Here is a 15,751-nt window from a genome sequence, read left to right as displayed (position 1 = left end):
GCTGCCGCAAGCTAAATTAAAGGACTCTTATCAATAACATTCATGGATTTATCTATAGTTGATGTGACCGGTGCAGGCGAGCGCATCTCATTTTCCGTTGCTGGTGATGATGCCTTTGCGGTAGACAGGTTGGGTGACGAATACCAAAAGCAGTTAAACCTGTCTGGCCAGCAGGTTGATATCCTCAACCGTTTATGGTATCCAAGCAACAATTTCAGCAGCATTCCCTTTTGCAGGTCGCAGATTGTCAAACTTTTCGTGCTTATCCTGGATGATCTTGCTTATAAATACCAAAAGCAGGGAACAGCCATTGAAGTAGAGTTTAATACTGTGGCAGACCTGATGACACGGAGCCGTTTCAAAAACGGGCTCAATGATTATAGTTATAAGCATACCATGTTATCCTCACTGACGGATATCTACTATAATATTTTTAAACATGCCGAGAATGCGCTCAGGGTTCATTATGGCCATACCCGAAAAATAAACACGGATGTAGATCTCAGCGATGAAGAGGTTTTATCAGCATACCATAGCAGGATTACCGATAAACTCGCTCAGGTGCTTATGATCTGGATTCCAAGGGTAGATATGCCCGACAGGAAAACTGAACGGTTATTATACGCACAGAGCCCTGGCAGGTGGCGGCAGGCTTTTGAGCAGATCAGCAAGGAATTCAAAAGTGATATACCCCGCTATTTGGATTTGGTGATGGATCTGGCTGAACTGAACAGTGCCAATCCATCCCTTGAAATGATCTACTATGAAGCATCCAAAGATATCTCTTCTGTAAATCCTCAGGCTGCGCTTACCTTATATATCCATTATATTTATGCTGATCTTTTATCTGATACCTTTGATAACCGGCCGCTAAATAAAACCAATATTAAAAAGCTGTTTAAAACGGATGAACAGCTCCATGATTTTCAGGTGGTGATCGAAAACCTTATCGCCAGCCGTGATATCAGACAGGCACTTGCTGCTGTTTCCTCATTGTTGCTTCCTAAACGCAAGAAAATTTCGCTCAATGCTGATGCGATTGAGGCAATCAAACAGCGGCATTCAGGTACCGTTGAACTGCTAAACAAATACCTTCAGGAAGATGAAGAACCTATTGCTGTGGCCGAGGTTCTACCTGCTCAGGATATACACGAGCAGGTAATGTTAACTACAGACGGAGCAGGGAAAGTTTTTATTCATGAACTTAACCTTTCTGCCCTCCAAAGTGATATTCTGATTCATTTTAGTAGAAATAACTTCGCGGTCCCACAATCCGAGATTGAGGAAATGGCAAAGGAAAGGGGTGTTTTTAAAAACCAGCTGATCGACAGCATCAATGAAGCCTGCTTTGAAACGATTGACGATGTGCTGATCGAGGAAGAAGAGGAAAATTATGTGATTTACGAACAATATTATCAAAATATTTTAGCAAAATGATAGAAAATTTAAAACCAAAAGAGGCTACTGCGATCATCAATTCGCTTATTGGTGGGGTAGTGCCCAAAATTGGGATACAGCATATTACGGTAGGGAGGTCTGAAGAGATCGATGCGGTTGTTGCGGCACTGGAAGATGTAAAAAACGGGCATAGCATGGTCAAGTTCTGGATCGGTGATTTCGGGTCGGGAAAATCTTTTATCCTTCACCTGTTAAATACGGTTGCGCTGAAACAGAAATTTGTAGTAGCCAAAGCCGATTTTACACCAGATAACAGGTTGTATGCAAATGATGGAAAAGGGCTCGCATTATATGCTGCCATTATGGATAACATCTCGATCCAGACCAAACCTGAGGGTGGCGCATTGCCAACCTTGCTAGAGAAATGGATTGAACAGGTATTGACCAAAACAGCTGAAGAAAACCAGCTTCCTATCCATGCTATGCGTGATGAGGTCAACCTCCCGTTGGTGCAGAATGCGATTATGAGAACGATCAATGATCTTTCAGATGCCGGCGGATTTGATTTTGGTACAGTCGTATTAAAATACTATCAGGCTTATATTTCCGGTGATGATATGCTCAGAAGGAGCGCACTGAAATGGCTGAAAGGTGAGTATACAACAAGAACAGAGGCTAGGCAGGATCTTGGCGTTCGGGAAATCATCAATGACCTTAATTATTATGATATGCTGAAGAACTTTACCCGGCTATTTGTAAGTATGGGCTATAGTGGCTTTATGATCAATCTTGATGAGGCGATCAATCTTTATAAAATCTCGACCGCGGCGATGAGGGAAAAGAACTATGAAAAAATCCTGAGTATTTATAACGACTGTTTCCAGGGAAAGGTATCGAACTTATTTTTCAACTTTGCGGGCACTTTTGAGTTTCTACAGAACGAACGCAGGGGTTTGTTCAGCTATAATGCGCTGAAAACAAGGCTGGAGACCAATAAGTTCGAAACTGCAGGGATCAGGGATTTTGCACAGCCAGTAATCAGGTTATTACCGCTAGATAATAATGAGATATTCGTACTGCTCAAAAAACTCAAGCTGATTTTTGATTTCAACTATAAAACTGAAATCAATATCAATGATGAGGATATCCTGAACTTTATGGAAGAAATGTTCAATAAACCTGGAGCCGATGAATTTTTGACGCCAAGGGAGGTGATCCGCGATTTTCTGAATATCCTGAACATATTGCGGCAAAATCCAGGCCTTGATAAAAACCGCCTGTTTTCGCAGGTGCAGATTTCGGATGAAAGGCCTGATGATCTTATTTTGGACGGAATCGAAGAACTGTGACGGCATTCGAACTGTTATCGCCCGCGGTAAGAAAATTTGTAAGAGACAAGCGTTGGGAAAGCTTCCGCGATATCCAGTCAGCCGCGATCAAAAAGATCATGGGCGACGATGGACATTATATCCTGGCATCCAGGACTGCTTCGGGAAAAACCGAGGCGGCATTTCTTCCGATCCTTTCAAAGGTTGATTTTAATCAGCGTGGGGTTGCGGTACTCTACATTTCACCACTGATTGCACTCATCAATGACCAATTTATGCGGGTGGAAGACCTGTGCAGTGATATGGAAATCATGGTTACCAAGTGGCATGGCGAGGCAAGCAGATCGCTTAAGGGTAAATTGCTAAAAGATCCGCAAGGCGTGGTGCTGATTACGCCCGAATCATTGGAAGCGATGTTTGCCAATAAACCCTATGATATTAAAAACCTTTTTACCAATTTAAAATATGTGGTAATTGATGAGATCCATTCTTTTATCGGTTCTGATAGAGGTGTTCATTTAAAATCGCTGCTTTCCAGGCTGCAGGGAATTAATGCCGGCAGTTTTTCGGTGGTGGGTTTATCTGCAACGCTGGGCGATTTTGCGGAGGCCAAAAAGTTTACGGGCAATCCTGAAAAAACAGTCGTGTTAAGAGACCCTGCTTCAAAAGATCTGGATGCCGTTTTTAAATATTTTGAGCAGAAGGCGCATAATTTACCTATCGAACTGTTAAAGGATCTTTACCGGGAAACCAGAGATGCAAAGGTGTTGGTTTTTCCCAACAGTCGGGGCAAAGCCGAGGAGGTTGCGGTAAGCCTGATGAAGATAGCTGAGCGTGTAGGTGGCCATGAGAATTATTTTTCGCACCACTCATCTGTTGATAAGCAGGTGAGGGAATATGTAGAGGAGTTTGCGAAAAGCAAAGTGAGGAGGAATTTTACCATCGCCTGTACCTCAACGCTAGAGCTTGGGATTGATATCGGCTCAGTCGATCAGGTGGTTCAGCTTGATGCAGCGCACAGTATCGCCTCGCTCATCCAGAGGGTGGGCAGAAGCGGGCGCAGGGAGGGGGCTAAAAGCAGATTGCTGTTGTACGCAACCAATCCCTGGAGTTTGTTACAGTCACTAGCTGGCTGGCTGTTGTATCTGGAAGGATTTATCGAACCTCCTGAAATTATTGATTATCCCTATGATATCCTGCTTCATCAGGCACTCTCAATCGCTAAGGAGCGTTTAGGCATCACAAAAAAGGGACTGGTAGCAGAACTGAAACAAAATTATGCCTTTAAACTGATCGATGAGGCTGAGATTGCAGAAATTGTGGACCACCTGATCGCAATCGACTTTTTGGAGGAACTGGGAAGGGAACTCATTATCGGTATAGAAGGAGAAAAGATCGTTAATGGGCGCGATTTTTATACGGTGTTTAATATGCAGCCATATTATAAGGTTGTTAATTCGGGTACTGGGATTGGCCAGATTCCGGTTACCGCGCAGGTGCGGGAAAATGAAAATATCCTGCTGGCGGCAAAAATCTGGAAGATCAGGTTTGTAGATCATGAAGCAAAAAAGATTGAGGTAGTGACTGCAAATGATGGTAGAAAGCCGCTGTTTTTTGGTGAGGGTGGGGATATACATCCGCGGATCCGTGAAAAAATGATGGAGATCCTTTTTAGCGCAGAACTTTTTCCGGTGCTGGATGAAAACAGCGCCATAGAAATAGAAAAATTACGCAAGGAGTTCAGTGTATTTCCATTAACGGATCTTAATCTGCAGCGGCCTATGCTCATCGGGGCAAAGGAGCTCGCACTTTATTCGTTCACCGGATCGCGTATCAACAGGACACTTTCTTTTTTGTGGGCGCTAAGCGGGGTAGAGGTTCATATGCATGATGACCAGAGCAAGTTTGGTGTTGAGGATGCTATACTGGATGTTGGGGCTTTGAGTAAACTTCTTATTCCATCTTTGGATGATCTGGATTTACATCTGGAGAATTTTTTATATGCACATCCCGATATATTGTCAGGATCTAAATGGGCCACTTATCTTCCTGTGAAGTTCCGATTAAGATTGCTCAAACAGCGCTATTTTGATTTTGAAGGGGCGGAGCTGTTCAAGGAATTTACCTGGGTGAGTAATACTGTTGTTTAATCGGGTAATGGATTTGTTTAAGTAGCTTGGTTATCGTGCAGCTGGAAATTGAGGTAATACATTGAGGTCGTCATTTACTACGAATACCTATTGTGTATACACATCTTTTGTTAATTCTATAGTTATTTATCATATGTTCCCAGGGCGATCGTCATGCTGAATTTATTTTATTAGCAGTTTTTATTGGTTTAAAGGCCTAATAGCTACTTCGTGGTCAGCATCTTTCTATCTGTTAAATTTATAATGCCTTCTTTTTCTTGGATTAAAAATTAAATAATTGATTTAAAGTTGATTAGCTGAATAAGAAAAACAATTTGGCCAAAAACAAATTATATGAGCATGAACAAAAAAACTTTACCTAAATTTTTGAAAAGCCTGTTTATGCTTTTACCCTTATTGATGCTATTTGAGGCCTGTAATAAGCCTAAATCTAAAACAGGTGCTGAACTATCCAAGATTACCGGCAATAAATTATATAAAGACCTCGATGCTGATGTATTAAGCGATAAGTTTAAAGCTGCATTAAGCAAAAGGGGTAAATCCATGTCCAATCCAAAATTTACGCAGGAAATTTATAAGCAGGCAGATTACCAGCCGGTTTTAATTTCTAAATTCCTCGCTGATAGCGGACTAATGAATGCTTCAAAAAAGATTAATGCGGCAAAAGAACATGGCCTTTCGGCCGAAAACTTCCAGTCGACAAAATTTAATATTGCATTGGAGAAAATCTATTCCAAAACGGAGGTAAATACGCTTGATAAAGCTTATGATGCTGTTATTGATCTCGAATTGGTAGCCAGCGGTGCTATTACCGATTATACTGCGGCGATGCAATACGGAATAGTGAGCCCCAGAAAAATATTTGCACAGTTTTATACCAAGGTACTCAGACCAGATTCCATTTCATTTAAAAAGCCTTACCAAACCAGTAATCTCACTTCCTTTTTGGATAGTATTCAACCCAGCTCCGAAGCATATAAAATGTTACAAACTGCCCTGAATCAAAATATTACGGCTCCCGGACATACTGCTGAAGAAACCAGGCGTATTATTGAAGTAAACATGGAACGCCTGAGATGGCATACTGCTGAACAGGAAGATAAATATGTATGGGTTAATATTCCAGCTTTTGAACTTCAGGTAATCGAAAAACAAAAACCGGTTTTAAGCATGAAAGTTTGCGTAGGGGAAGGACGTAACACAGGACAGTCAACTTCATTAATGGAGTACGATGAAAACGATCTGAAAAAAGACCGTGCATTTAACCGCGAAACCCCTCAACTTAAAAGTATGATCCACAGTGTACAGGTTAATCCGGTTTGGAATATCCCTGAAAGTATAGCGAGTAATGAAATTGCCAAATATGCTGCACAAGACCGCTATTATTTGAGCAACAAAAATATTGATGTTTTTTATAAAGGAAAAAAGGTTGAAGATACAGAGACCATTGACTGGTCAGCACCTGATGCAGGGAAAACCTATACTTTTAAACAGCAACCGGGAGCAGATAATTCGCTAGGTAAAATCAAATTCCTGTTTAATAACCAAAGCAGCGTTTACCTACACGATACACCGGCAAAAGCGGCCTTTAACCTGGCGGTAAGGGCAGTAAGCCATGGTTGTGTAAGGGTAGAAAAGCCACTAGAACTTGCCCGTGCACTTTTTGGTACTGGTGATAAATTCAATAAAATAAATGAGGGTATGCAAAGCAAAGACCCAAAAGCGGAGGATATTGCGCTTCCGAAAAAGGTGGCTGTATACCTGAACTATTTTACCTGCTGGAAAGATTCAACAAGTGGTAAGCTCATGTTTGCCAATGATATTTACGGTCAGGATGCTGTGCTTTATACTCACTTAAATAAAGCTTAATCCAGGTGAATCTGGCCCTGATCAGCACTGTTGTTCAGGGCTGGCAATACCGCCAATGCGGCATGCTGCTCATCCAGGTAACGCGAAGCATATTTCTCTGCACTTTTATTGATAAAAAGTACACTCCCTTCGCCCATTGCACTGATCAATTGATTGGATAGTTCAGGACTCACCGCCGGACAACCCTGACTTCGACCCAAACGCCCTAAAGCCTCAATTGTACCCTGGCTTACATAAGGTGCACCGTGAATAACGATAGCGCGCATTCTGGCATTATCGTTATAACCCGCGTCCATACCATCTAAACGAAGCGATCTGCCATGCGTGCCTACGTATTCCTCACCAGTTACATAAAAGCCGATACTGCTGCGATAGGAGTCGTTTTTGTTGGAAAAAGTGACTGTTTCATCATCGCCACTGCGCTGACCATGAGCCACCCAGGTATTTAAAATAATTTTCTTTCTAGCCAGGTCTAACACATAAAGCCTTTTTTTGGAACTTTTCTGATCAAAGTCTGCAATGCTCAACAGCGCATGCTGCGATAGTCTGCCAGCTTCTTTTAAGTTATAAAATCCTGTTAATGCTTTTTCAAACACCGGATATGTCAGGCCCGAATCTTTTAAATGAACCTGGTTATAAAGTGTTCTTGCGTAAGCAGCATAACTTGGTTTTATCACAGTCGAAACACCTGTAACATTTTTCGGATGTGCGATTTTTTTATCGCTCATGGCCAATAGGAAAAAGCTTAAGGATAAAATAATAAAGAAGATGCCCAAGATGTATTTTCTCATAGATAACTAATTGAAATGTTTAAGTAGGGCTTTCTGCAATAGGCTATTTGGATTTGATTGTGTAACAAATATACGACATTAGGAAATAATTTACTAATATCAATTAAATGCTGACAATTACATGATGATGATAAATATCCAGATTATGCTGTTGAAATGGGTGTTTTAATTACAGTATATTGCACAGATTTTAAGTTAATTTCCGTTTAGAAATGATGTATTTCAAACTATTTGATGACTGGATAGGTTCATTATATCATGGATATTTCATTGGTTACGATTGTTAAAAACCGCCGGGCTGCACTCCTCAATATGATTAGTGGTTTGGAACGCGGCGCTCAGCAACCTGCTGAACTTGTAATTGTACATATGAACGAGGAAGCATATCAATTACCTGCCTGCAGTTTCCCTATCAAACAGCGCGTAGTTAGTAGCGTGCATCATTTACCACTGGCCGCTGCAAGAAATGCTGCTGTATCTTTTGCTTGTTTTGATCACGTGATATTTCTTGATGTTGATTGTATTCCAGCATCAGATTTTCTATCCGTTTACAATAAAACCTTTAACAATCGGGATGTACTCATTGCTGGCCGGGTTCGCTATCTTACCGCGCAAGTGATGGAAAAAGAAAATCTTTTAGCATGTATGAAAGAATATAGCATACCAGACCCGGTACGCGAAAATGTTGACCAATATCCATATGAACTTTTTTGGTCGCTTAATTTTGGCTGTAGTAAATCCGTTTTCAGGCAAATAGGTGGATTTGATGAATTTTTTACGGGATATGGGGCAGAAGATACCGATTTTGCTTTTGCCGCTAAGGCAAAAGGTGTGCCTATACATACGATAAATGCGATGGCTTTTCATCAGTATCACCCAAGTTACGACCCGCCTATGAACCATCTTGTTGATATTGTGAGTAATGCAACATCCTTCAGGAAAAAATGGGGGATTTGGCCTATGGAAGGTTGGCTGGCGAAGTTTGAGCGCGCAGGCTTGATCAAATGGTCTGAGGAGGATATTGAGCTCAAGCGCATGCCCTCGGCCATGGAAATGGAAAAAGCACTGAAGTTGACTTAATGATGCTGAAAAATATCGCTATGCATGTTCATTAAATAATTTGCTGCCCTTTCGGCTGCATCACTGCTGATAAACCCCGTCCAGTTTGGGCGGGTAGTTAACAAATTTTCAAGCATTTCTTCCCAATCAATACAGCGTATTTCAGAGGCAGGTACGTGTACTGCCAATGCCAGTTCTTCGATGATGCGGGCTTTTTCTTCCTGTTCTTCAAAAGGGCGTTTTTCAGCTATGGCAATAAAACGTTTGTTGAGCGATGCACATTCCATCAGCGTGTTATGACCGGCATTACCTATTACAATGCAGCAGTTTGCCAATATATCCTGAGGATCATTCAATTTTCCATGAAAGTGTAAATTATTAACGGTACTCACATGTTGGCTATCGCCCAAGATATGGAATGTCCATTGCAAACACTGCTTGGAGAGATAATCTAAAAATTCTCCATTTATACTGGTGCCGCCATTGCCAATAAGTATGGCTACATGCTTTTTGCTGGCGTCTGATGTATCTGCACTGGGCGCAAACCGACTTAACCCACCGGTATAAAAAGTTTTATTATTTACCCATTCGGGACCATGTCCCACCATTCGCACATCAAAAGGGGCCAACAAACCAACTGCATTGCGGAAGCAGATCTGATGGGGTAAATCATCTCTTAAACCATGTTGCCTAATCACAACTGTTGGCACACCACAAAGTCTCGAAAGCATGGCAATTTCAACTGAAACGTCGACAACAAATAGTAATTTGGGGTGGCTGGCTAAAAAACTGGTTATCCTGTTCACCCGTTGGAGCTGTCCATCGATATTAAGTGGTGCATAGTGCAACCCTTCCAGGTTTTGATCCAGGAAATCACGATCCTGCTGGTTAGGTGTATCCATCGGTAAAAAGATAAGATCAATTGATTTCGGAATCAACGATTTGTGCGCTTCAAGCCTACTTCCCAAAAAAGTAATATGGCAATTTTTGAGGGCAGAAGCAATCGCCAGGCACCTCATCAGGTGCCCGGATCCGTGGTGATGAACGTAAAAAGCAATTTCCATATCAGGCTACGTGGCTAACTGTTTCCATCAGCAGCAATTCATAAGCATCTATCATGCGTTCAATATCCAGGTTTTCTTCGGCCTGACGGCGGCAGGCGCCCCGATCCATATTTACAGCTGCAGCCACACAATTTGCAAGATCGGCAGGGTCATTGCTGCTGGTGAGACAACCCGTTCCGGCAGTCACAAGATAGGGCAATGCGCCACGGGATATGCCCGCTACGGGTGTACCGCAGGCGAGGCTTTCTGCAACAACAAGGCCAAAAGGCTCATCCCAGCAAGGGGTAATCAGCGCGCACCTGGCATTGCCAATTAATTCATTAAGTGTTTCGTGGCTGCAATTTCCAAGCATTTCTACACCTTCGCCAATAAGCGGTTCAACATAAGTTTGGAAATAATGTAAATCGGCAATACTGCCTGCTACTTTAATAGGATAGCCAGCCAATTTAGCCGCTTGTATAGCAATGTGCGTTCCTTTATCCGGATGAATCCTTCCAAACCAGATCAGGTAATCACCAGCGGGTTGCGCGTAAAATTTCCATAATGAAATATCTACGCCATTACAGATCACCTCACAATGATTAAGGAAAGGCTGCCAGGCAAGCGCATTGGGCTTTGAAACACTTACATACCGCATTCTTCCTATTTTACGCTCTTGTAACATCGCCCGTTTCATTTCAAAAATAGGAGGGGTATGCAGTACGGTAACCATGGGCGTTGCGGTAATGGTAGACATGGTAAGTGGCACATAATTAAGACTATTGTTGAAGATTACATCATGTTCACGGCCATCAATATCTTGCATAAGTTCTAAATAAGCATGATGTGTGGATATAAAATCTTCACTCAACTCGTGAGCCCTGAACCTGCTTAGTGTTTCCCTATCGTAATCTACATCTGTGAGTATCACATTAACATTAAGGTCAGGATCGCTCAATTCACTTGCGTACAAAGTTACGGTGTGTCCTCTAGCAATAAACCTTTTGGTAACCTCGTATGTGAAAGCTTCCAGGCCGCCCATATATGGTTTACGGATGGGATGTTTTAAATGTGCTATTATTCCAATATTCATAGGGATTTTTAAAAAAGATGGTTATCATAACAACTAGGGCAGAGCGATGAAAGTTTTGACTAATACTGATGCCGGACCTTTTTGTATTATTTCCCGTATTTAAACCCGAAAGCAATTTTGAAAGTCAGGATGTAATCAGGATTTTCAACAATTATAATAATGTGGAGCATTTACTGTTGATGAGAATAGTATTCGGAAACCAACTGATGACGGAATGTGTTATACCGATGATGCAAGAGAAGCAAATCATAGCAGCGCGGATATTAATGGTGGCTGAGCAGCGCGGCTCCGATAAAAGTACCTGCCCGTCTGAAATTGCCAGGATGCTTTTTCCAAACGATTGGCGGAAACATATGGGGACTATTATGGAAGTCGCAATTGACCTGAGTATTGATGGAAAAATTTTAATCACCCAAAAAGGTAAGGCGATAGATGTTGGAAAGATTAAAGGACCTGTGAGGATCAAACAAAGCAATTAAGTGAATAATTTAATTGTTTTGGTTCTGCTAAAACTAAATGGAATCCAAATGGTTATATAAATACACACGGAACGAAAATGAAAAAGAGAATAATGGTTTTAGAGGATGATCAGGATATCAGGGAAATCATCGGATTGCTATTGGATGAGGAGAATTATGAGGTTAAACTGTATCCTGATATTAGGAGTTTTAGAAAGGATTTGCTTTTTGCTGCACCAAGCCTGATGATTTTGGACGTACGTTTGCCTGATGGTAATGGACATGACCTTTGCCGGGAGGTGAAGAATGATCAGCGTACCCTGGGTATTCCAGTTTTGATGATGTCTGCACATTCATCTATAACGGAAGTCAACAAAAAATGCATTCCGGATGATTTTATTGCAAAACCTTTCAATATAGACGACTTTGCTGCCAGGGTGAATGCCGTGGTAAATTAATCACTTGATTATTCTGTGAGTTGAATATTTACTTTGCTGCCTTAAACCAGCAGTTGGTTAGGGCGGTTATCAGGCAGCAAAATGTAATAATTAACAGGTCAGCTGGTTTAACGCTGACTGCTGTTCACTTGTTCTAGCTGAAGTACTTTTTTAAACATAGGATCGCTGCGATACAAAAAATCACGACCGTATATCGGTTTTTCTGTCGTAACTCTTTCTTTTAATTCTTTAATGGTGTAAGCTACCGGATATTCAACATGGTTCTGGAAAGCATCGGCTGCTTTTATTGCACCGGTAAAATCAATCTGAGGCTCAATCCTAAAAATAATCTTGCTGTAGGGTAACTGAAGAATGGAAGGATTTGTTTGTAAACCGCCTAATAAATTTGGGGTTTCTCCAATACTAACCAGCTGATCATTTTTACTGGCAAGGTTAGAAAGGTTGGAAGCTGAAGAATAGATAAAACGGTCTTGTAGAAGATATACTTTTCCTTTGAAGCCTGCATTCAGGCTATCAGGTGTTACAAATTTGAAGTTAGGGATAGAAATAAAATACATATCTGGTGCATTCAAGGTAGCTACATTAACTTCAAATGAAAATCCCTTTTTATTTTTTACAGAATCGGTATTTACTTTAAATTGCTTTTGATTGTAAGGGCTAAAGTTTCTTCCCACAACAACATCCTGCTTTAAGGTATCGTTCATTATTTTTCCTAAAAAATTAGCGTAGGTATTATCACTGCCGCCACCATTTCCCCTTATATCCAACACAATGGCTTTAACAGGTTTTCCGGAGGTCAGCTCACTGAATTTTTTTGCTAATGAATCTCCATAAGCTTCAATCATTAAGGGCATCCGTGCATAAAAAATCTTCTCCTGTTCAAAATAATGTGTGGTGAGTGGCTCTTGTTCACCATTATAACCAAATGGATGTTTGATTTTCTGCGTAAACTGAAGGGTATCTTTATAACCAATAGTGAGTTGATGTTTCTGCTCATTATCCTCTTCAAAAACAAATTTCAACTGCCCCTGATTAAAAATCTGTACAGGTCGATAGAAACGTTCATGATATACTCTATTGTATTGTCTGTCCCACCTTAACGGCGATATTGCTGTGATCTCTTTATTCACAAATTTGTGAACCGGCATGCCATTACAAGACAATACTTTCATTCCCGCAGGGTAGTTCTGATCTTTGTAAGTGAAGGGTAGAAGATTATAATATTCACCATTGGTATATGCAAGATTCAGATTGAGTTTGGCCGAAAAGTTTTTATTAGCATAGTTTTCATATTGGTAACCATAGTTGATCGTATTCGTATCAATATTTGTAACCAAACCATTGGGAATCCAGTTGCTTTTCATGATATCCAGTTGCCAGCTTCCCAACCTGTTCGAATGCCCGTCTTGGGCAGCATTAAACGTTTGCTCAACAATAAAGAGGTAGGCACCCATGTCCATGCCGGGTTTAATTTTTTTTCTTAGTAGCTTGGCATAATGATCAAAATGAATTTGCCTGACTTCCTGATTAAAATAAATGACCGGACTAACCTGTCGGATATAAGAAACCAGGGAATCATGATCGGCCAGCATTTGCTGGTGTGTTAACTGCGGAACACCATCAGGTGATGAAGAAAAATCAGGTGAAAATTGTTTCTGTTTTAAAGCACAGGAAGTGGCCAAACAAATGGCCAAAAAAATGGACAGGTATCGCATGGAATAAGAATTTCCACAAAGAAAAAAGATTGCAGGCAGAAGAAATTGTAAAAATCATTCACCTTACTTTTCCTGGTAAATCCAGGCTAGTGATTGCTGCTGTACAGATACAGCCTTGAGTAATTTTTTGGGAGAATAACCTGTAAATGTTTTAAAATCTTTAATAAAATGGGCCTGGTCATAATAATGATGACGTAATGCGACAGTAGTGAGTGGATCTGGTGTATTCATTAGATCTTTTAATGCTTTCCTAAAACGAACGGTTTTGATGTATTTCTGAGGGTTTTGTCCCAAACTGTTTTTAAAAATCCTGAAGAGGGTAGTATCGCTAATGCCAAGTTTTTGACAAAGCATGTCTACACTCATATTTGGGTTATTTAGCTGAGCTATTGACAAATGGTAAAGTGCTTCCTGAATTTTTGATATGCGATTTTCTTCAAGTTCATTCAATAACAATCTTTCAAGCTTTCTGGCTTGTTGTGCGGGATCAGGCTCATCGAAAAGTTGCTCAAGAAAATATTTATCATTTGGCTGAAACAATTGTTCAAACATCTGGTCGGTATAGCATATCTCATCAAAATCTACCCGGGTAAAAGCTTTTAAAGCGGCAGGATGGAAGATCACACAAATCTGATTGAGTTCCTGCTGAATATCCACCTTAAAAGGCATGTTGTGGAAGCCATAAATTCGGCTGGTAAATTCTTTCTTGCCCGTTTTAATGATGCAATGATTAACTTTTTCATCACGCTGATAGTCGACATGATTATGCCGATAAATAGCCAGACACAAATTATTGTTAGGAAAGGTACTATATTGAACGGGTATACCATCGTTTTTCTGTAAGAAAAGAAAATATTCAACATACTGCTTTAACACTATGTTTTCAGGTTTTACAATGATGGTTTTTAACAGATTTTTCTCCATATTTCTCCAGGCTTGCGCTATAACTCTTTCATAAAGGAAATTTGTCGAGACTAAATTATTGATTAAAACCGAATGCGAAGTGAATATAAACCAATCCTTTTCTTTTGTAAACTAACCTTACAAAATTTTACTACTTTAATGCGTTTTGCTTTGGTCTTCGTAAATAAGTTGAAATCACAAAAATTGCAAATCCAAAGAGCCAGGTTGAAAATAGTACGATAAAGAAAATCTCTCTGATGGATGAATGAAAAAATCTTGGCTGATAAAACAGCCGGTTCAAAATTTTAATTTTTTCAATCAGTGCATTTCGGTTAAAATTGTTCCTGATCTGGCCTAGCTGATCCTGATCTTTATCCCGAAAACGGAATACATCCTGTGTGAGGTTTGCTGGATTAATTGAAGATTCTACATGGTATCTTTTCAATAATGAATCCAGCTTTTTAAACGATTGAAGTAATGAATCCTGGTTTAACTTATAGAGTAGTTTGTATCGGTCTATCGCATTTTGACGCTGTTGTTTTACTATATCTTCGCCATATATTGGACTGATTAACGTTTTATTTTCAAGAAAAATACAAATATCATCATCATATTTAGGGTTGACTTCAGCTCCTCTGAATATAATTTCAATACTGTCCTTTCTGATGTTTTTTGAAATGATTCTTTTCTGTAATTCTTGCTGATCAAAGCCTAGTAACTCATTAACAGAATTGGCCGCGCTTTTCAGCTTTTCATAACCTGTGGTCAGCATTTTCAAAGTATCGATGCTATAATATTCAGATTGCAGACTAAAATATTGCTTATCTGCCGGATCATAAAAAACAGTATCCGTTACCTCCATTACCGGATAGGGCTTTGGATAAAGAATATTGGTTACATTAAATAGTGTTTCTGATAGTGTTTCTGAATTATAGTGTGAGCCAGGGTATAAAAATGGATTCAAAACATTTAACAGCTTTTTATCCGCATTGAAATTTTTCGCTGATAATTCGTGCTTAAGTTTGGCATTCATCCCGAAACTATAACTCATAAAGAAGGTTAAGGATAAGAACACGATGAAAAGCAGAGCAGTGCCTATTTTAATTAGATTTAGTGCGCTGTACTTTTCTTTGGAATGATTCCGTATGAGTAGAATAAGAACAGTTAATAAAAATAAACCAGTTACAAAAAAATGTGAAATAGATACGTCATCATAAAACTTGAAACGGTAAAACTCTGTATAAACATCGATTTCTCTAATGCCTGTAAACTTAAAATAACCATACAGGAAATAGGCTAAATGTATTAGTACTAATACGATGACAGATTTGATCAAAAATGATCTCATTTTTTTGTTCATAATTGCAATAAAATTATTCCTGTGAAAATAACTATTTTTATAGTAATGGTAATTAACAAATCAATAAGCTAACTGTTATTGATGGAAATTAAAATAATGGAATAGTGTACATTGGTAATTTCAAAT

Annotated in this window: 13 protein-coding genes; 7 read left to right on the top strand and 6 right to left on the bottom strand. The window is 39.9% G+C overall.

What is annotated here, in order from left to right:
* Positions 1 to 42: 42 nt before the first annotated feature.
* From OQX63_RS02025 to OQX63_RS02010, 4 genes are all read left to right on the top strand, one after another.
* Positions 43 to 1,437 carry a tellurite resistance TerB C-terminal domain-containing protein gene (locus OQX63_RS02025; RefSeq protein WP_265849227.1) on the top strand — a complete coding sequence of 465 codons (1,395 nt, stop codon included), beginning with the start codon at positions 43 to 45 and terminating at the stop codon, positions 1,435 to 1,437.
* Positions 1,434 to 2,747 carry an ATP-binding protein gene (locus tag OQX63_RS02020; RefSeq protein ID WP_265849226.1) on the top strand — a complete coding sequence of 438 codons (1,314 nt, stop codon included), beginning with the start codon at positions 1,434 to 1,436 and terminating at the stop codon, positions 2,745 to 2,747. The genes OQX63_RS02025 and OQX63_RS02020 overlap by 4 nt, the downstream gene beginning before the upstream one ends.
* Positions 2,744 to 4,876 carry a DEAD/DEAH box helicase gene (locus OQX63_RS02015; RefSeq protein WP_265849225.1) on the top strand — a complete coding sequence of 711 codons (2,133 nt, stop codon included), beginning with the start codon at positions 2,744 to 2,746 and terminating at the stop codon, positions 4,874 to 4,876. The genes OQX63_RS02020 and OQX63_RS02015 overlap by 4 nt, the downstream gene beginning before the upstream one ends.
* Positions 4,877 to 5,215: 339 nt before the next feature.
* The gene (locus tag OQX63_RS02010; protein ID WP_265849224.1) at positions 5,216 to 6,745 is read left to right on the top strand and encodes a L,D-transpeptidase family protein; all 1,530 of its coding nucleotides are present in this window, start codon (positions 5,216 to 5,218) and stop codon (positions 6,743 to 6,745) included.
* On the opposite strand, the gene OQX63_RS02005 is transcribed toward OQX63_RS02010, so the two are convergent.
* Complete coding sequence (locus OQX63_RS02005) at positions 6,742 to 7,536, bottom strand: murein L,D-transpeptidase catalytic domain family protein (protein ID WP_265849223.1); 795 nt, start codon at positions 7,534 to 7,536, stop codon at positions 6,742 to 6,744. The genes OQX63_RS02010 and OQX63_RS02005 overlap by 4 nt on opposite strands.
* A gap of 258 nt (positions 7,537 to 7,794) precedes the next feature.
* Between OQX63_RS02005 and OQX63_RS02000 the strand changes: the two genes are divergently transcribed.
* The gene (locus OQX63_RS02000) at positions 7,795 to 8,616 is read left to right on the top strand and encodes a glycosyltransferase family 2 protein (protein ID WP_265849222.1); all 822 of its coding nucleotides are present in this window, start codon (positions 7,795 to 7,797) and stop codon (positions 8,614 to 8,616) included.
* Here the strand turns inward: OQX63_RS02000 and OQX63_RS01995 are convergent.
* Positions 8,613 to 9,659 (bottom strand): glycosyltransferase, encoded by a 1,047-nt coding sequence (locus OQX63_RS01995; protein ID WP_265849221.1) that lies wholly within the window; start codon positions 9,657 to 9,659, stop codon positions 8,613 to 8,615. The two genes, OQX63_RS02000 and OQX63_RS01995, sit on opposite strands and share 4 nt — an antisense overlap.
* A 1-nt stretch (position 9,660) precedes the next feature.
* Positions 9,661 to 10,731: a glycosyltransferase family 4 protein gene (locus OQX63_RS01990; protein ID WP_265849220.1), complete on the bottom strand. Its 1,071-nt coding sequence runs from the start codon at positions 10,729 to 10,731 to the stop codon at positions 9,661 to 9,663.
* A 68-nt stretch (positions 10,732 to 10,799) separates the two neighbouring features.
* Here OQX63_RS01990 and OQX63_RS01985 point away from each other — a divergent pair, with 68 nt between their 5' ends.
* Together OQX63_RS01985 and OQX63_RS01980 are read left to right on the top strand one after the other, a co-directional pair.
* Positions 10,800 to 11,210 carry a DUF3253 domain-containing protein gene (locus tag OQX63_RS01985; RefSeq protein WP_265849219.1) on the top strand — a complete coding sequence of 137 codons (411 nt, stop codon included), beginning with the start codon at positions 10,800 to 10,802 and terminating at the stop codon, positions 11,208 to 11,210.
* A 77-nt stretch (positions 11,211 to 11,287) separates the two neighbouring features.
* A complete protein-coding gene (locus tag OQX63_RS01980) occupies positions 11,288 to 11,647 on the top strand; it encodes a response regulator transcription factor (RefSeq protein ID WP_265849218.1) in 360 nt (119 codons plus the stop codon).
* 107 nt (positions 11,648 to 11,754) lie between these two features.
* Here OQX63_RS01980 and OQX63_RS01975 read toward each other — a convergent pair whose 3' ends face one another.
* The 3 genes from OQX63_RS01975 to OQX63_RS01965 all read right to left on the bottom strand — a co-directional run bounded on the left by OQX63_RS01975 (position 11,755) and on the right by OQX63_RS01965 (position 15,613).
* Positions 11,755 to 13,362, bottom strand: a complete 1,608-nt coding sequence (locus OQX63_RS01975; protein ID WP_265849217.1) for a S41 family peptidase — start codon at positions 13,360 to 13,362, stop codon at positions 11,755 to 11,757.
* Between the two features lie 63 nt (positions 13,363 to 13,425).
* Entirely contained in the window at positions 13,426 to 14,286 is an 861-nt protein-coding gene (locus OQX63_RS01970) for a helix-turn-helix domain-containing protein (RefSeq protein WP_265849216.1), read from the bottom strand.
* Between the two features lie 130 nt (positions 14,287 to 14,416).
* On the bottom strand, positions 14,417 to 15,613 hold the full coding sequence (locus tag OQX63_RS01965; RefSeq protein ID WP_265849215.1) for a hypothetical protein: 1,197 nt from the start codon (positions 15,611 to 15,613) through the stop codon (positions 14,417 to 14,419).
* Positions 15,614 to 15,751: the final 138 nt, after the last annotated feature.

This window comes from Pedobacter sp. PF22-3 (genome assembly GCF_026239555.1).
GTDB lineage: Bacteria > Bacteroidota > Bacteroidia > Sphingobacteriales > Sphingobacteriaceae > Pedobacter.
The sequence above is the reverse complement of the archived record's forward strand: the minus strand, read 5'-3'. Positions and strand labels throughout refer to the sequence as shown.